We start from the raw sequence: 16,697 nt of genomic DNA, 5'->3' as shown, positions 1-16,697 counted from the left end.
CGCCTCACGCCAAGCGGTCTCCGTGGCCTGAGGACCCGCAGGTGAGATACTCCAATTCGAAGCAGTCCAATGAAAGAACCCATATCAGATCAGATCGTCACAGCCGCCGGAGCGCTTTTTTACAGTGAGGGCATACGGGCTGTCGGCATAGATCGAATCATCGAGGAGGCGAAGGTTGCCAAGGCAACGCTCTATCGCCACTTCCCGTCAAAAGACCATCTCGTCGCCGCTTATCTTCAGGATCGCCACGAACGGGTCATTCGCTCCCTCCAGGACGCTTTGGAGGCAGAGGCGACCCCGCGAAATCAGGTTAGGCTGATTTTCGAGCGTCTGTACGAGAAGGCCGACAGCCCCGAGTTTCGCGGCTGCGCCTTTGCGCTTGCGGTTGCCGAACATGGCGATTCCGAACGGATCGTTTCCGTCGCCCGAACGCACAAGACGATGGTCGGCGACATTTTCCGCGGTATCATGTTGGAGGCCCAGATCGTCGGCGAACAGGCGGCGGCGCATCTTTCCCTTCTTTATGAAGGCGCGCTTGCAACGGTCGCGGTCGGACGCGACCCTCAGGCTGTTCTCGTCGCGCGCGACTGTGCTCTTTCCGTCTTCGACGCGGCGACGAGCGTGGCCAAGCCCCTTCCTTGAACGGCCGATGCCAGTTTCGGAGGACCACGAGCGGGCAGGCCGCCAGTCTGGGCGACCCGCGGAAATTCGTGCTGCTTCGAATAATGCCTTGATAGATCCGGGAACCGTGCAATGACCAAGTTCAAGCCCCATAGTTCCCATTGGGGTGCGTTCTCCGGCCGCTACAAGGATGGGCAGCTTGAGATCCGCCCGCATCCCGACGATCCGAACCCCTCGCCGCTCTTGGGCAACCTGCCGGCGATTGCCGACAGTCCCGTGCGCATCAGACGCCCGGCGGTCCGGCGCGGTTGGCTGGAGGGTATTCCCGGCAACGGGAAAAACCGCGGGGCGGATACATTTGTCGAGGTCAGTTGGCCACAGGCCCTGGACCTGGTGGCGAAGGAACTTCAGCGCGTTTACGGAGATTTCGGTCCCACGGCGGTGTTCGGAGGGTCCTACGGCTGGGCGAGCGCCGGACGATTCCATCATGCGCAAAGCCAGGTCCATCGTTTCCTGAACCTGCTCGGCGGTTATGTACGATCCGTCAATACATATAGCTCTGGCGCGGCGATGGTCATCATCCCACATGTACTCGGACCTTACGACCATTTCGAGCGTAAGAGCGTCACCTGGGATGCCATCGAGAGGCGCACCGAACTGGTCGTCTCCTTCGGCGGCATGGCAATCAAGAATGCGGATGTGCATGGCGGCGACAACAGCCAGCATATCGTGCGCGACAAGTTGAAGGGCGCCAGCAGCCGAGGGGCACGTTTTATCCTGATCAGTCCCTTGCGCGATGATTTTCCCCCTGAGGCGAATGCGGAATGGCTGTCGATCGTGCCGGGCACCGATGTGGCGCTCATGCTCGGCCTTGCGCATGTGCTCGTCAAAGAAGGGTTGCATGATCGCGGATTTCTGGATCGCTATACGGTCGGCTACGAACGCTTCGAGGACTACCTTCTTGGTCGGACCGATGGCGTCGAGAAGACCGCCGAATGGGCGTCCCGCCTCTCCGGCATCAGCGCCGATACCATCCGGACCCTGGCGCGGCGGATGGCTGCCGCCCGGACGCTGATCACCGTCAGCCACTCCCTGCAGCGCGCCGACCACGGCGAGCAGCCCGTCTGGATGGGCATCGTGCTGGCCGCGATGCTCGGCCAGATCGGCCTCAACGGTGGCGGCTTCTCCTATTCTCTTGGTGCACTGGGAAATACGGGAAAGCGTCAGCTCTCCGTCCGGCTCCCCACCCTCGACCAGTTCAAAAATCCAGTGTCGGACTTTATTCCCGTCGCGCGCATCGCCGACATGCTCCTCAATCCGGGCGCCGCGTTCAACTATAACGGCCTGACGCGCCAATATCCGGATATCCGGCTCGTTTATTGGGCCGGCGGCAATCCGTTTCATCACCATCAGGATATCAACAAGCTGCGGTCGGCCTTCCGGAGGCCTGAGACCATCATCGTCCACGAGACGGCCTGGACGTCCTCCGCCCACCACGCCGATATCGTGCTGCCCGCCACCACGACGCTTGAACGTGACGATATCGGCGCGTCAGGTGGCGATCCCCTGATGATCGCGATGAAGGCGCTGATCGAGCCGGTCGGCGAAGCGCGCGACGACTTCGAGATCTTTTCCGGGATCGCGCACCGCCTCGGCACATTCGACGCGTTCACCGAAAATCGCACGAGCAAGGAATGGCTCGCATTCCTCTACGAGCCGACGCGCACTGCGCTCGCCGCGGGCGGGCACGACGCTCCCGATTTCGAGACCTTCTGGGAACGCGGAGAACTGCTCCTGCCGCTTCAGCCCGATGACGGAGGACCGGCACGCGCCTTCCGACAGGACCCGGTGGCCGCGGCCCTCCCCACGCCATCAGGCAAAATCGAAATCTTCTCGCAGACGATCGAGAGCTTCGGCTATGACGACTGCCGGGGACATCCACAATGGTATGCGCCCAGGGCGGCGACGCCGGTGGAGGAGAACCTCTACCCACTCCATCTCGTCTGCAATCAGCCGCACCAGCGCCTGCACAGCCAGCTTGACTATGGCGCGTTCAGCCGGTCCACCAAGATCAAAGGTCGTGAACCGGTACGGATCAACCCCAAAGACGCGGTCGCGCGTGGAATCTCGGACGGCGATATCGTCAAGCTGTTCAACGGGCGCGGCAATTGCCTGGCAGCGGCCGTGTTGGACCACGGTGTCCGGGAAGGTGTGATGCAGCTTGCGACCGGGGCCTGGTTCGAGCCAGACGAGCCATCCGCCGACAAGGCGAACTGCATTCACGGCAATCCCAACATCCTCACCCGCGACATCGGCACGTCCCAGCTCGCGCAAGGCTCGACCGGGCAGCTTACGAAAGTGGACGTCGAGCGGCTTGCCGACGAAGCGCCTGCCGTGCGGATCTTCGAAGAAATGCGGTTCACGGCTCAGCGCGAGGAGCACTCCCAACTGGAACCGCGGAAAAGCTGATCCACCCACGCGCGGAAACCGAACAAAATAATCCATAGATTTAGTAGAAAAAGAATAACCAGTCTTTCTCTCCACCGATCTCCTGCTTACGCTGTGCACCATGATCCGCTCGGCAAACAAACAGGACCCGCACCATGACTGACCGCTTTTTCCCGTTCTCCCTTTCCCGGCGCCGCCTGCTGACAGCCACCGCTGTGCTGGCACTCGCCACCCTGGTTGGAACGGCGAATTTCACACCTGTTCATGCAGAGGAAAGCGACGCCAATGGCGGGGATGTCACCTTCCTCATCGACTCGCTGGGCGATACCTGGATCCCCAACAATAGCGCGATCTCCAGCTTTCAGGGCCACATCTGGGGCCATGTCACCGACAAGCTTCTCTATGTGGATGCCGAGGGCAAAGTCAGTCCGTGGATTGCCGAGCGATGGGAGCAGAACGACAATGCGACCGAGTTTACCCTTCACCTGAAAAGTGGCGTGACCTTCTCCGACGGCACGCCGCTCGACGCCGCGGCGGTCGTCGCCAATCTCGACATCTGGTATGCCGGCCGCAAGAACGAGGGCATCAACCCGATCGGCCTCTTCCCGAAGACCTATGACCACGCCGAGGCGGTCGATGCGTCCACGGTAAAGGTTGTCTTCAAGAAACCGACGCTCGGCTTCATTCCGACGCTTGGATACCACGGCTCGATCCTCATCTCGCCGAAGACGCTCGCGCAGCCTGCCTCCGAACAGGCGGACCTCAGCAAGACGTCGGGCAGCGGCCCCTATGTCGTCGAAGCCTGGAAGGAAGGCGACTTCGTCAAGCTGGTCAAGCGCAAGGACTACAACTGGGGACCGGCAGCGGTCGGCCATACCGGCCCGGCATTCCTGGATACGCTCACCTACAAGCTTGTCTCGGAGCCCTCCCTGCGCGTTGCATCGGTCCAGTCGGACCAGGCCGACGTGGCCTACAACGCATCGCCGCAGGAGCTGAAGTCCCTCAAGGAAGAGGGCTTCACGGTTGCGACCCCGCGATACCTCGGCTTCGTTAATGGCTGGGCGGTCAACACCAAGCTTGCTCCCTATGACGACGTGAAGGTGCGCCAGGCCCTGCAGGCGGGCATCAATCGCCAGGAGATCATCGATACCGTCTACACACCCGACTGGAAGCTCGCGACGTCCTTCATCCAGAGCAACGTGCCGGGTGCGACCGACCACAGCGACCTGCTGGCCTACAATCCGGAGAAGGCTGAAAAGCTGCTCGACGAGGCTGGCTGGGTAAAAGGCGGGGATGGTATTCGCACGAAGGACGGCAAGCCGCTGTCGCTGACGCTCCACTCCAATCCCTATCTTGCAACGTCAAAATCAGTCGATGAACTGATCGCCCAGCAGCTCGGCAAGATCGGCTGGAAGGTCGACATCCGTGCCTACGACGTCGTGACGTTCGGCGAGAAGGTCAAGTATGGCGGCCCGGCGATCCCGACCTACGAGGTGACGCGCAGCTTCATCGATGCCGGCACCGTCGCGGGCATCCTCACCAATGCCAACAACGGCGAGAACTGGTTCGCCCTCGACGACCGCGACCAGAAGCTCAACGACCTGCGCGACAAGATCGCAGGCGCCGGCTCGACCGAAGCCCGCAGCGCGCTGCTCGACGAATTGCAGACCTACGTCCTCGACCAGGGATACTTCATCCCGCGCACGCAGATCGTCCAGCGGATCTATGTACAGTCGCCGAAGCTCAAGGGCGAGGTGTACAACGGCGTCGCCTATGCCAGCTACTATACGGCCACGAAAAGCGACTGATCCGCAATTCAACAAAGCATCGTGAGGTGACTGGCATGACGAATGCCTACCTAACCTACGCGGCAAAGCGTCTTGCCCAGGCCTTGGTCGTCATTCTGCTGACCTACGTCTTCACCTTTGTCGTGGTCAGCATCCTGCCGGGTGATCCCATCACCAACGTTCTGAACAATCCGCAAAGCGGGTTCACCCAGGACGAGATCAAGGAGATCATCGCCGCCCAGGGGCTGGACAGGCCAGTGCTTGTCCAGCTGTGGTCATCCTTCTCCGGCTTCATCACCGGCGATCTCGGGCTGTCGATGCGCTCTCATCGGCCGGTGGCAACCCTGATCGCCGAGGTGCTGCCGTCCACGCTGATCCTGGCGGCGACAGGCCTTGCCGTCGCACTGGTTCTGGCCGCCGGGGTCGCCTATGGCACGCAGTTCCTGCCGAAAAAATACGGCCAGGGGCTGCTGCGCGGCTTCCCGTCGCTGTTTCTTTCGGTGCCGAATTTCGTCATCGGCCTGGTGCTGATCCATCTCTTCGGTTTCCAGCTCGGCGTGTTTCGCGTCATCGAACCCGATGGGATCTGGGCAACCCTCTTTGCGGCGATTGCGCTCGGCATCCCGATCTCTGCCCAGATTGCCGAGGTGCTCATCGCAAACCTCGATAACGAGGCCAATCAGGAATATGCAGCCGTCGCCCGCGGTCGGGGATTGGGACAGGCGCGTCTCTTTGCCAAGCACCTGCTCAAGCCCTCCTCCCTCCCGGTCGTTACCGTCATCGCGCTGACCATCGGCGAGTTGCTGGGTGGCTCCCTCATTACGGAAACGGTGTTCGGGCGCACCGGCATCGGCAGTCTGGTGCAGCGTTCGGTGAGCACACAGGACCTGCCGGTCCTGCAAGCGGTCGTTTCGCTCGCGGCGGTGGTTTTCGTGCTCGTCAACCTGATCGCCGACCTCCTCTATCCATTGCTGGACCCACGCGTGAAACTTCTCGGTGGACCGAAGTTTCACGCGGTCAATAACGACGACGCAACAACGAGCATTTCCCCGGCGGTGGCATCATGAGCCTCACCGCGTTTTCCTCCCCTCCAGGTGTCGTCGCCAGCAAGACCAGCCTGCGCGTGCCGGCAACCGTCGTGCTGTCATTCGCGATCGTCGCGCTGGTGATCACATGGTCGCTTGCCCCGGCCCTGTTCACGAGCCTGAGCCCCGTCAACGGCGTGCCGGCCGACAAGCTGCTTGGACCCAGCCTCTCCCACTGGTTCGGCACGGATCATCTGGGTCGCGACGTCTACACCCGCATCGTCTATGGCACGGCCTCATCGGTATCGAGTGCGCTTATCGCCGTTGTTATCGGTGTTGTTGCGGGTGGCATTATCGGCCTGCTGGCCGGCTTCTTCGGCGGCTGGGTGGATACGGTGCTCGCCCGCCTGGTCGATGTGCTGCTTGCGATCCCGAAATTCCTGCTGGCCGTGATCGTCGTGACGGCGATCGGTTTCGACACCATCAATGCGGCCATTGCCACCGGTGTGTCGGCCGTCGCCGTCTTCGCCCGTGTCATGCGCTCAGAAGTCATCAAGACCCGGCGCGCGACATTCGTCGAGGCCTCGTTCCTGCTCGGCGGCTCGCGCGCGCACATCCTGTGGCGGCATGTCCTGCCGAATGCCTCGCGATCTGTCCTCCCACTCGCTGTCCTGCATTTCGGGGATTCGATCCTGGTCATCGCCAGCCTCGCCTTCCTCGGATACGGCGATCCGCCTCCGGCCTCCGACTGGGGCCTGCTGATCTCGATCGGCAAGGACTACCTCAAATGGCCGTGGCTGGTTTACGCGCCCGCTTTTGTCACGATCGCGACCGTCCTCTCTGTGAACAGGATCAGCCGATGGCTACGCAAGACAGACTGACCACCCTTCCCTTCCGCAAGGATTTGACGGTGCCTGCACCACAGAAATCATCGCCCTTGCTTCGTACAGAAGACCTCTCGATCTCATACGGTCCGCAACAGGTCGTCACCGGCGTCGGCTTCGAACTTGCCCGCGGCAAGAGCCTTGCCCTCATCGGTGAGTCCGGCTCCGGAAAATCGACCATCGCCCGCGCCGTGCTGCGGCTTCTCGCCGGTGGCGGGCGCGCGACGGGCCGCGTGGAGTTCGATGGCGAGGAGGTGTTCGGGCTTCCGGAGCGCCGCTTCCGGCCGCTGCGCGGGCGGGCAATGGGGTTTGTGCCCCAGGATCCCGGCAACGCGCTGAACCCCGTGCGGACGATCGGCGTACAGGCAATGGAGGCAGCGGCTCTCCTTGACGAGCCGAACAAAGCCATCCGTAAGGCGCTGATCCTGGAGACATTTTCCCAGGTCGGCCTCGACAATCCCCAGCGCGTCTACGATTCCTATCCGCACCAGCTCTCCGGCGGCATGCTGCAACGTGTGCTGATTGGCCTGGCCGTCCTCCCGCGACCAAAGTTGCTGGTCGCGGACGAACCGACCTCCGCGCTGGACGTCACGATCCAGAAGCGAATCCTCGACCTGCTTTCGCGCTTGCAGAGCGACCTGAACATCAGCCTCCTTCTTATCACCCACGATCTGGCGATCGCCGCAGAGCGCGCAGATTCCCTGGTGGTGCTCAAGGACGGCGTCATTCAGGAGGCCGGCAGCACCGCAGCGGTCTTTGCCTCGCCGAAGTCCGCCTATGCGCGAAAACTGCACGGCGACGTGCCGGCGCTCAATCCGGACCGCTATGCCGCCCTGCGCGACCCCGGCTTTCGCCTCCTCAAGGCCGGCGTCGAGAAGGCGCCGAAGATCGAGGTGAAGGCCGTAACGAAGACGTTTGCCCTGGACGGCAAGCTGCTCACGGCCGTCAACAACGTCTCCTTCTCCGTCCCGGCGGGCACCACCCATGCACTGGTCGGCGAATCCGGTTCGGGCAAGACGACGACGATCCGCCTTTTGCTTGGCCTTGAGGAGCCGGACGCCGGCATTATCTCGGTCGCCGGAGAGCGGCTGAACGGCCGGTCGCCCACATCGCTGCGTGCGACCTGGCGCCACCTGCAGCTTGTCTACCAGAACCCGTTCACCTCGCTCGATCCGACCTGGAAGGTCGAAAAACTGGTGCGCGAACCGCTCGACCGGTTCAAGATCGGCACGCGGGAGGAGCGGACCGAACGCGTTCGCGAAGCGCTGGTCAATGTCGGGCTGGGCGAACATCTGCTCTCCCGCAGGCCGGAAGCCCTATCAGGCGGCCAGCGCCAGCGCGTGGCAATTGCCCGCTCCCTCGTGCTCAAGCCGGATGTCATCGTGCTTGACGAGCCCACCTCCGCACTCGATGTCAGCGTTCAGGCGGATATTATCGAAGTTCTGCTGTCGTTGCAGGCCAAGCTCGGCCTGACCTATGTGTTCGTCTCGCACGATCTTGCGCTGGTACGCCAGCTTGCACACACCGTTTCGGTGATGCAGCACGGCCGCATCGTCGAACATGGCGCGGTCGCCGACATCTTCGACCATCCCAAGGCCCCCTATACCCGCGCGCTGCTGGACTCGATCCCGGCCGGTCTTGCCCGCCCCGCTCGCGTGGCGCGCCCGCAGCCCCGGCAGATCCTCATCGAGGAAAAGATCGCATGACCATCGCCGCACCCGCCAATACCCTGCCCGCATTCTTCCGCCCGAAACAGCGGCTCGGCTTCAACACGCGCGTCTCGTTCAATGACGAGGCCGGCCCGGCGCAAGGCCTGCGCGAGGGCATCGACCTGTTCAAGGCCGCCGAGCAACTGGGCTTCCAGTCCGGCTGGGCCTACCAGCGGCACTTCGACCATTACCTTTCCTCGCCCCTTCCGTTCTTCGCAGCCACCGGCCAGCATACAAGCCGGATCACGCTCGGTTCGGCGGTCATTCCGATGCGCTATCAGGACCCGATCCTGCTCGCCGAAGCGGCCGGAACGACTGATCTTCTGATCGGCGGCCGTCTGGAACTGGCCATAGCCACCGGCGCCAATGGCGCTTTCGATGCCGTATTCGGCGCCGTCGGTACGGATGCCCGCACGGAGGCCAAGCGCCGCCAGGCCCGTTTTCTTGCCGCCATCTCCGGTGAAGTGCTCCACACCGTCGTGGAAGCCAGCCAGGGTGTGCCGGAGGGCGCCGAGCTGCGCGTGACTCCGCACAGTCCGAGCCTCCGGTCCCGAATTCGGCAGGGTTCTGCCAGCATTGATTCCGCCGTCCAGGCCGCCCAACTCGGCATCGGCCTCATCTCGGGAACCGTGCAGCACGGCCAGGACGAGGGCGAAACTTTCGGCGCCTATCAGGCCCGCATCATCGAGGCTTACCGCAGCACCTGGCGCAAGACATGGGGCACCGAGGCGCCTTCCGTCGCCGTCGCGGCCTCGATCCTCGTCGGCACCACGCCCGAACTGCGGGAAAAATACGCGGCCTATGACTTCGAGCGCCGGACGCTCGGCATCGCCGCCTCCCGTCCGAAGGGTGCGTTAGCGCCCGCCAGTCAGACAGCCCCCGCGGGCGCCCAGATTTCTCCGGTCTTTCAGGGCACGCCCGATCAGGTGATCGAAGCCGTGTTCAATGATCCCGGCCTTGCCGCGGCGGATGAAATCGTTCTCTTCCTGCCGCCCGCCTATGGGCTTTCCGAGAACATAAGGCTGCTGAACGACCTGGCGGAGACGGTTGCGCCAAGGCTTGACTGGTCGCCAACACGATGACCGGCCGATCGCCGGATTCTCTCGGAGCCAATCCGGAGGGAATATTTTCTACCATTTCACTAGAAAGAGAAAGACCTGTCTTCCTCATCACGGCGCACCGCCTTAACGTGCCCTTATTATCGGTAAAAGATTGGAGCTCCCATGGCCGCGGAATTCATCAGCGTTAGCTTCCCGAACGCCTCAAACGACCTGACCCCCCTTCCCGATGCGCCGGTGGATCCGCTTTTCCTGGAGCGCTATTCCCGCGCCCTCGATGATTACGGGTTCAACTATACCCTGCTCCCCTACTCCTCCTCGTCTTTCGATCCGTTCACGCTCGGCGCCACGGTTCTCGCGCACACCAAGAACATCAAGATCATCGTCGCTCTGCGTCCCAACACCGTCTATCCGACGGTTGCGGCCAAATCGCTTGCAACGCTCGATCAGCTGAGCGGCGGGCGTGTCGTCGTGCACTTCATTGCCGGCGGCAGCGACGAGGAGCAGGCCCGTGAAGGCGATTTCCTCAACAAGGAGGAACGTTACGAGCGGCAGGAGGAGTATATCCGCATCCTGCGCCTCGCCTGGACCTCGAAGGAGCCCTTCGACTTCGACGGCAAATATTACCAGTTCAAGCAATTCCGCAGCGCTGTGCGCCCGACACAGGGACTGATCCCGATTTCGCTCGGCGGCTCCTCGGATGCAGCCTACCGCATCGGCGGTTCGCTCTGCGACATCTTCGGCCTGTGGGGCGAACCGCTGGCGGAGACGAAACAGCAGATCGACCGGATCTATGCGGAAGCCGCAAAAGCGGGCCGGGCCGATCGTCCGCGCATCTGGGTCACCTTCCGCCCGATCGTGGCCGAAACTGACGAGCTCGCCTGGGAAAAGGCGCATCGGGTTCTGGATCGGCTGAACGACAATCGCCAGAAGGGCCTCGGGCGCTCGCCCCTTTCCGCCCCTCGTCCGGCCAATGTCGGGTCGCAGCGTCTCCTGGAGATCGCGGCGCGCGGCGACGTGCATGACCGCGCCCTGTGGTATCCGACGGTCACCGCGACCAATGCCGGCGGCGCCACCACAGCGCTGGTGGGGTCGCCCCGCACGATTGCAGATTCGATCCTCGACTATATCGATCTGGGTGCCGACCTCATCTCGATCCGCGGCTATGACAATTTCAACGATGCCATCGATTATGGCCGCTACGTCCTGCCGCTCGTGCGGGAAGGTATCCGCCAGCGGGAAGAAACCAAAAAGACGGCCGCCGCCTGATGACTGCGATCGTGCTGAATCAGGCAGAAAGCCCGACCGGTCTGCCCTACGACAACGAGGTGCTGGACGCCACGGCGCGGGCGCTCGCCGATGCGGCGCCGGACGCCGACCGTACAGGCACGTTTCCCTGGACAGGCATTCGTGCCGTTCACGAGAGCGGGCTTCTGGAAAGCACCGTCGCCACCCGCCATGGCGGACGGGGCGGCAGCCTCTATGACGCTGTCCACATTCTGGCAGCCCTCGGTCGGGGCGATCCGTCGGTTGCGCTCATCAGTGCCATGACGATCTTCAACCATCTCGGCCAGGCGGGCAAAAACCATTGGCCGGAAGATCTCTACAAGCGTCTGCTGGCGGAGGCAAAGCAGCGTCCGCTCCTGCTCAACGCCGCTCGCGTCGAACCGGATCTCGGTTCACCGGCGCGCGGCGGCCTGCCGGCAACGCTTGCGCGCCGCACGGCAAGCGGCTGGTCGATCACTGGCCGCAAGCGCTTCGTCACCGGCGCCTACGGCCTTACTCACTTCCTTGTTTGGGCGCACACGGACGAAACGCCGGCGCGTGTCGGCACATTCGTCGTGCCGAACGGCTTGCCCGGCATCCGCGTCATCGAAAACTGGAAAAGCCTCGGCATGCGCGCCACGGGCTCGCACGATGTCGAATACACCGACGTCGTCATTCCCGCGGAGAACGTCCTGGAACTCGTCGATCCCTCCGTCGCGCAACAGGACAATCGCGCCCACGCGGCGATGAACCTGGCTTTGACCGCCATCTATCTCGGCGTGGCGGAGGCCGCACAGACAGCCTTCGTCCGCTTCGCGCACGAACGCGTTCCGACCAATCTCGGCCATCCCATCGCCCGTACGGAGCGGTTCGTGACACTGTCGGGCGAAATCGATCTCCTCGTCTCCGGTGCGCGCCAGATCATCTTCGATACGCTCGGGGCCAAAGAAAGCAAACCGGAACGACTGATCAGGGCTCGCCTCCTTGCCGGGCGGCAAATACGGGAAGCCGTCCAGATCGCTGTGCGCAGCATCGGCAATCCGGGCCTCGACGCCGATCTCGGGCTCGAACGGCATTTCCGCGATATCCAGTCCGTGCTCGTACACGCGCCGCAGGAGGACACATCTATTGCCATGCTCGGCCGCGCCGCCTTCGAGCGCTGGAGCCGGGAGGAGGCCGATCGGTCGGGCTATCCAGCGAACATACCCGTTTTTAGGACCGCATGACGGAAAGGGCGCTTTCCTTTCAACACATGCAAACGGACTTTTGAGGTGATTTGAATGAGCAACAATCTGATCGTCGGCTTCTCGGGAAACATCTCCCGTCCGTCGAGCACGAGAGGTTTCGTGGAAAGCGTCACGGAAGCGCTGGCTCAAAAGGTTGGCCGGCAGCATGTGGTCTTCGACATCGAGGACCTCGGATCATCCTTGGCGGCGGCGCGGTCGGTGGCTGGCCTGGCCCCTGAAGCACGCAGCGTAATCCAAACCATTGTCGAGGCTGACGCGCTCGTTATCGGCTCTCCGACCTACAAGGGGAGTTATACAGGGCTGTTCAAGCACGTCATCGATCTGCTCGATCCCGCCGATCTGCGCGGCAAGCCGATCGTGTTGACGGCAACCGGCGGCGGAGACAGGCATTCGCTCGTCGTCGAGCACCAGCTGCGGCCGCTTTTTGCATTTTTCGAGGCCTTTGTTACACCGACCGCTATTTACGCCTCGGGACGCGATTTCATCGATGGCACGGCGTCACCTGCCATACTCGCTCGCGTGAACCAGGCTGTCACGGAAGCTTCCCTGCTGGTCAGCACACGGCCGATCTCGGCGGCAGTGGCGGCGGAATAGGCTGCTGCCGTGTGCTCCACGCTTCCGGTCGATCTGCATTCATCGCATCGTAGGGATAGCGAACAATGATATCAGCTAGAAAATATGTGGTCGGAATTACCGACCACATGATCGGCTCCCCCGATCTCGAAGCAGATGTGCTCGGTGATGATGTCGAGATAGACTTCCTCGCCAGTACGGACGAGACGTCCTTCGCCCCCGACCGCCTGGCGCGGCTTGATGCTCTGATGGTCTGGGGTGCGAGACTTGGACCGAAAAGCATCGCCCACCTGACCCGTTGCAAGGGTGTTGTGCGCTATGGCGTCGGTTACGAGAAGATCGACCTTCTTGCGCTCGCAAAGGCCGGCATCCCCTTCGCCAACAATCCGGACTATGGCACCGAGGAGGTCGCAGATCACGCCGTTGCGATGATCCTTTCCCTGCACCGACGGCTTTGGGAACATGATGCGCGCGCCCGCGGATACACATCCGGATGGCAGGTCCACAGCCTGAAGCCGCTTTCACGCTCCAACAGAGCCACGGTCGGCGTTGTCGGCGTCGGCCGGATCGGAACGGCCGTGATCAACCGGCTGAAACCGTTCGGCTTTCGTATACTCGGTTACGATCCCAACCAGCTGCCGGGGTATGAAAAGGCCATCGGTTATGAGCGGCCGGAGCGACTGGGTGATCTCTTTTCCCAATCGGATATTGTCACGCTCCATTGTCCTGCAAACGGCGAGACTCGCGGCATTCTGAATGCCCATGGTCTCGCCCAGTTGAAACCCGGCGCCATGGTGGTCAACACCGCGCGTGGAGAACTGATCGAGGATCTCGATGCGCTCGAGGCCGCACTCCGGAGCGGACACCTCGCTGCTGCCGCGATCGATACCCTGGTCAAGGAACCGCCCGGCACTCATCCATTGCTTACAGCGTGGCGCAACCGCGAGGACTGGATCTCAGGCCGATTGGTAATCACGCCGCACAATGCCTTCTACTCTGACCACGCATCCATAGAGATGCGTCGCAATGCGGCGAAGACGGTGAGAATTTTGTTGGATGAAGGCAAACTCAGAAACCGGATCACGGATAGATCCTGAGCATGCCTTGTTCTGAACTTACAGCTCTTAAGAGCGATCCTTCGTGTGCCCCGGGGGCAGTGATCGTTACAAGATCAAGCCGCGGGGCAGTGGCTATCACCTTTTCTACAAGGTGCGTGACACCGATGTCGTCCTGCTTGTCATCACCGTTGGCGAACGGCAGCGCTGTCAGCGCGCGAGCCAACCACCGTCGACAGGCAGTACAGCCCCGTGGACGTAGTCGGATGCCGCAGAGGACAGGAACACGGCCGCGCCGCCGATATCTGGTGGCTGTCCCCAGCGGCCTGCAGGAATGCGGTCCAGGATCGCCTTGCTGCGGTCGGCGTCGTCGCGTAGCGCCGCCGTGTTGTTGGTGGCGAAATAGCCGGGTGCGATCGCATTGACGTTGACGTTGCCCGCCGCCCATTCGCAGGCGAGCAGTCGTGTGAGGCCGGCGACGCCGCTTTTTGACGCGGTATAGGCAGGAATGCGGATGCCGCCCTGGAAGGAGAGCATCGAGGCGATGTTGACGACCTTGCCGCGACCGCGCGCCAGCATGTGGCGCCCGGCGGCCTGCGTCAGGAAGAACAGGGTCTTCAGGTTGACATCGATCACCGCGTCCCAGTCCTCCTCGGTGAAATCGACCGAGTCCGCGCGGCGCACGATTCCGGCATTGTTGACGAGAATATCGATGGCGCCGAAAGTGCGGATTGCCTCGTCGACGATGCCTGCGACGGGGGCGGTGGAGGACAGGTCCGCCGAAATGGCGTGAAAGGCTGCGCCGGCGTCTTGCACCATCGCGCCCGTTTCCTCCATCGACGAGCGGCCGACGGCAACGATAGAGGCGCCGGCGCCCGCAAGGGCGGCGGCGATGCCCTGGCCGATGCCGGTATTGGCGCCGGTGACCACCGCGACGCGGCCGGTGAGATCGAAAAGGTTCGTCATCGCCTATCTCAGCTCGCCGATTGCCAGATGGTCCATGTCAGTGAAATCCCGGTTGTCGCCGGCCATCGCCCAGATAAAGCCGTAACGGTTCGTTCCCGCGCCCGAATGGATCGACCAGGGTGGCGAGATCACCGCCTGGTCGCTCGCGACGACGAGGTGGCGGGTCTGGTGGGGCTCGCCCATGAAGTGAAAGACCCGGTGCTCCGGGGCGATGTCGAAATAGAGATAGGCTTCCATGCGCCGCTCGTGGGTGTGGCAGGGCATGGTGTTCCAGATGCTGCCGGCCTCCAGAAGCGTGAAGCCCATGCTGATCTGGCACGAATCGCAGACTTCGGGATGGATGAACTGGTGGAGGCCGCGCCGGTTCGCCGTCGCCGTCTCGCCGAGCTCATGGTGGCGCGCCTGCGCGTTCGTGATGATGCGGGTGGGATGGACCGCATGGGCGGGCGCGGAAATCAGGTAGAACTTCGCAGGATCGGCGGGTGTTTCGCTTTCGAAGCGGACATCCACGGCGCCCTTGCCGACATAGAGGCAATCGAGCCGGGCGAGGTCGTAGACCGTGCCGTCCACGCGCACGCGCCCGGCGCCGCCGATGTTCAGCACGCCCAGTTCCCGCTCGGCCAGGAAGGTCTTCTGCCCGATCGCCTTGGGCGCGCCAAGCGCCAGCGCACCCTCCAGCGGCGTCGCGCCGCCCAGCACGAAGCGGTCGTAATGGCTGTATGTCAGCGCGATCCGCCCCGGCGCGAAAACGGTCTCGACGAGGAAATGCGCCCGCAGCGCCTCCGTGTCGAACGTGCGGACCGCATCCGGATGTGCGGCATGCCTGACCTCGATGTCCATTTCCAACCCTCCGGCGGCGTTTGCGCCGCCCTTGTCATTCTGTTACCATCTTACATTGTTGTACGACAAGTAGTGTGTCAATATGCTTGAGGAAGCGACACGCGTCGTCGCCGGAAAATCATCGGGATGGGAGGAAATAGGATGCCTGAAATGCTGTCGCGGTCCGTCAACGGGAGCCTGGACGTGACGACGATGGGGCTTGGCGGCACCGGGCTTGGCAACATGTATCGCGCGACCGAGCCGCAGGACGCCTTCGCCACCGTCCAGGCCGCCTACGAGGCGGGCATCCGCTATTTCGACACGGCGCCGGTCTACGGTTTCGGGCTGGCCGAAAGCCGGCTGGGCGAGGCGATCCGCTCGCTGCCGCGCAAGGATATCGTCATCTCCTCCAAGGTGGGCTACGATCTCGTGCCGATCCCCGACAGCGAAATGACGCCGCAACTCTGGGACAAGGCGCCCCCTTTCCGCGCCGAATTCGACTATTCGCGCGACGGCGTGCTGCGCTCCATCGAGGGTACTTTGAAGCGACTCGGCACCGACCATGTCGACATGCTGGCGATCCATGATCCGGACGAGGCGCTGCATTTCGCGCCGGGCGAGGACCCCTATGCCCGCAGCCGTTTCCGCGAGGCGATGGAGGGCGCCTATCCGGTGCTGGAGGACCTGCGCGCGCAGGGCGTCGTCAAGGCGATCGGCGTCGGCATCAACCAGTGGCAGATGCTGCGCGATTTCGTTGCCGCCGGCCGCTTCGACTATTTCCTGCTCGCCGGCCGCTACACGCTGCTCGAACAGGAGCCGCTCGCCGACCTGATGCCCGCCTGTGCGGCGCGGGGCACGAAGATCGTGATCGGCGGCCCCTACAATTCCGGCATCCTCGCCACCGGCGCAAAACAGGGCGCAACCTTCAACACGCGGGCAGCGCCGCCGGCCGTGCTGGAGCGGGTCGCCCGCATCGAGGCCGTGTGCGCGCGCCACGGCGTGCCGCTGCCGGCCGCCGCTCTGCAATTTCCGCTCGGCCATCCGCTCGTCGTCAGCGTCATTCCGGGGGCACGCTCGGTCGCGGAGCTGGAACAGAACCTCGCCTATATCCGCCAGCCGATCCCCGCGGACCTGTGGAGCGAGTTAAAGGCTGAAGGCCTCGTTGCCGCCGAGGCGCCCCTGCCGGACGGCAAGGCGGCCTGAACGAAAAGGACTGCCCGGACGAACATCCGGGCGGTC

The 16,697-nt window shown here is 63.1% G+C and carries 14 protein-coding genes; 12 read left to right on the top strand and 2 right to left on the bottom strand.

The window, feature by feature from the left end; translation table 11 throughout:
* Positions 1–69: 69 nt before the first annotated feature.
* From AC1RWL_RS00320 to AC1RWL_RS00270, 11 genes are all read left to right on the top strand, one after another.
* Complete coding sequence (locus AC1RWL_RS00320; RefSeq protein ID WP_493093772.1) at positions 70–642, top strand: TetR/AcrR family transcriptional regulator; 573 nt, start codon at positions 70–72, stop codon at positions 640–642.
* Positions 643–753: 111 nt separating this feature from the next.
* Complete coding sequence (locus AC1RWL_RS00315) at positions 754–3,090, top strand: molybdopterin guanine dinucleotide-containing S/N-oxide reductase (protein ID WP_493093773.1); 2,337 nt, start codon at positions 754–756, stop codon at positions 3,088–3,090.
* 134 nt (positions 3,091–3,224) lie between these two features.
* Positions 3,225–4,877, top strand: coding sequence for an ABC transporter substrate-binding protein (locus AC1RWL_RS00310; RefSeq protein ID WP_493093774.1), 1,653 nt, complete (start codon positions 3,225–3,227; stop codon positions 4,875–4,877).
* A gap of 35 nt (positions 4,878–4,912) precedes the next feature.
* Positions 4,913–5,923, top strand: a complete 1,011-nt coding sequence (locus AC1RWL_RS00305) for an ABC transporter permease (protein WP_493093775.1) — start codon at positions 4,913–4,915, stop codon at positions 5,921–5,923.
* Positions 5,920–6,762 (top strand): ABC transporter permease, encoded by an 843-nt coding sequence (locus AC1RWL_RS00300; protein WP_493093776.1) that lies wholly within the window; start codon positions 5,920–5,922, stop codon positions 6,760–6,762. The genes AC1RWL_RS00305 and AC1RWL_RS00300 overlap by 4 nt, the downstream gene beginning before the upstream one ends.
* The gene (locus AC1RWL_RS00295) at positions 6,741–8,471 is read left to right on the top strand and encodes a dipeptide ABC transporter ATP-binding protein (protein ID WP_493093777.1); all 1,731 of its coding nucleotides are present in this window, start codon (positions 6,741–6,743) and stop codon (positions 8,469–8,471) included. The genes AC1RWL_RS00300 and AC1RWL_RS00295 overlap by 22 nt, the downstream gene beginning before the upstream one ends.
* Entirely contained in the window at positions 8,468–9,556 is a 1,089-nt protein-coding gene (locus AC1RWL_RS00290) for an LLM class flavin-dependent oxidoreductase (RefSeq protein ID WP_493093778.1), read from the top strand. Before AC1RWL_RS00295 ends, AC1RWL_RS00290 begins: the two co-directional genes overlap by 4 nt.
* 141 nt (positions 9,557–9,697) lie before the next feature.
* Positions 9,698–10,801 carry an LLM class flavin-dependent oxidoreductase gene (locus tag AC1RWL_RS00285; RefSeq protein WP_493093779.1) on the top strand — a complete coding sequence of 368 codons (1,104 nt, stop codon included), beginning with the start codon at positions 9,698–9,700 and terminating at the stop codon, positions 10,799–10,801.
* Positions 10,801–12,024 (top strand): acyl-CoA dehydrogenase family protein, encoded by a 1,224-nt coding sequence (locus AC1RWL_RS00280; RefSeq protein WP_493093780.1) that lies wholly within the window; start codon positions 10,801–10,803, stop codon positions 12,022–12,024. Before AC1RWL_RS00285 ends, AC1RWL_RS00280 begins: the two co-directional genes overlap by 1 nt.
* Positions 12,025–12,078: 54 nt before the next feature.
* Positions 12,079–12,639 (top strand): FMN reductase, encoded by a 561-nt coding sequence (msuE, locus tag AC1RWL_RS00275; RefSeq protein WP_493093781.1) that lies wholly within the window; start codon positions 12,079–12,081, stop codon positions 12,637–12,639.
* 107 nt (positions 12,640–12,746) lie between these two features.
* Positions 12,747–13,715 carry a C-terminal binding protein gene (locus AC1RWL_RS00270; protein ID WP_493158171.1) on the top strand — a complete coding sequence of 323 codons (969 nt, stop codon included), beginning with the start codon at positions 12,747–12,749 and terminating at the stop codon, positions 13,713–13,715.
* 168 nt (positions 13,716–13,883) lie between these two features.
* On the opposite strand, the gene kduD is transcribed toward AC1RWL_RS00270, so the two are convergent.
* A complete protein-coding gene (gene kduD, locus AC1RWL_RS00265; RefSeq protein ID WP_493093783.1) occupies positions 13,884–14,639 on the bottom strand; it encodes a 2-dehydro-3-deoxy-D-gluconate 5-dehydrogenase KduD in 756 nt (251 codons plus the stop codon).
* 3 nt (positions 14,640–14,642) lie between these two features.
* Positions 14,643–15,479 (bottom strand): 5-dehydro-4-deoxy-D-glucuronate isomerase, encoded by an 837-nt coding sequence (gene kduI / locus AC1RWL_RS00260; RefSeq protein WP_493093784.1) that lies wholly within the window; start codon positions 15,477–15,479, stop codon positions 14,643–14,645.
* Between the two features lie 150 nt (positions 15,480–15,629).
* Here kduI and AC1RWL_RS00255 point away from each other — a divergent pair, with 150 nt between their 5' ends.
* The gene (locus AC1RWL_RS00255) at positions 15,630–16,661 is read left to right on the top strand and encodes an aldo/keto reductase (RefSeq protein ID WP_493093785.1); all 1,032 of its coding nucleotides are present in this window, start codon (positions 15,630–15,632) and stop codon (positions 16,659–16,661) included.
* Positions 16,662–16,697 lie beyond the last annotated feature (36 nt).

Source organism: Shinella sp. GW821-FHT10F02 (assembly GCF_058809275.1).
Note: the sequence above shows the minus strand (reverse complement) of the source record. Positions and strands in the feature narration are given on the sequence as shown.

What these genes read in the sequence shown, in the direction of transcription:
- AC1RWL_RS00320 (WP_493093772.1), top strand. Translation starts at nt 70, where the DNA reads ATGAAAGAACCCATATCAGATCAGATCGTCACAGCCGCCGGAGCGCTT.
- AC1RWL_RS00315 (WP_493093773.1), top strand. Translation starts at nt 754, where the DNA reads ATGACCAAGTTCAAGCCCCATAGTTCCCATTGGGGTGCGTTCTCCGGC.
- AC1RWL_RS00310 (WP_493093774.1), top strand. Translation starts at nt 3,225, where the DNA reads ATGACTGACCGCTTTTTCCCGTTCTCCCTTTCCCGGCGCCGCCTGCTG.
- AC1RWL_RS00305 (WP_493093775.1), top strand. Translation starts at nt 4,913, where the DNA reads ATGACGAATGCCTACCTAACCTACGCGGCAAAGCGTCTTGCCCAGGCC.
- AC1RWL_RS00300 (WP_493093776.1), top strand. Translation starts at nt 5,920, where the DNA reads ATGAGCCTCACCGCGTTTTCCTCCCCTCCAGGTGTCGTCGCCAGCAAG.
- AC1RWL_RS00295 (WP_493093777.1), top strand. Translation starts at nt 6,741, where the DNA reads ATGGCTACGCAAGACAGACTGACCACCCTTCCCTTCCGCAAGGATTTG.
- AC1RWL_RS00290 (WP_493093778.1), top strand. Translation starts at nt 8,468, where the DNA reads ATGACCATCGCCGCACCCGCCAATACCCTGCCCGCATTCTTCCGCCCG.
- AC1RWL_RS00285 (WP_493093779.1), top strand. Translation starts at nt 9,698, where the DNA reads ATGGCCGCGGAATTCATCAGCGTTAGCTTCCCGAACGCCTCAAACGAC.
- AC1RWL_RS00280 (WP_493093780.1), top strand. Translation starts at nt 10,801, where the DNA reads ATGACTGCGATCGTGCTGAATCAGGCAGAAAGCCCGACCGGTCTGCCC.
- msuE (WP_493093781.1), top strand. Translation starts at nt 12,079, where the DNA reads ATGAGCAACAATCTGATCGTCGGCTTCTCGGGAAACATCTCCCGTCCG.
- AC1RWL_RS00270 (WP_493158171.1), top strand. Translation starts at nt 12,747, where the DNA reads ATGATCGGCTCCCCCGATCTCGAAGCAGATGTGCTCGGTGATGATGTC.
- kduD (WP_493093783.1), bottom strand. Translation starts at nt 14,639, where the DNA reads ATGACGAACCTTTTCGATCTCACCGGCCGCGTCGCGGTGGTCACCGGC.
- kduI (WP_493093784.1), bottom strand. Translation starts at nt 15,479, where the DNA reads ATGGACATCGAGGTCAGGCATGCCGCACATCCGGATGCGGTCCGCACG.
- AC1RWL_RS00255 (WP_493093785.1), top strand. Translation starts at nt 15,630, where the DNA reads ATGCTGTCGCGGTCCGTCAACGGGAGCCTGGACGTGACGACGATGGGG.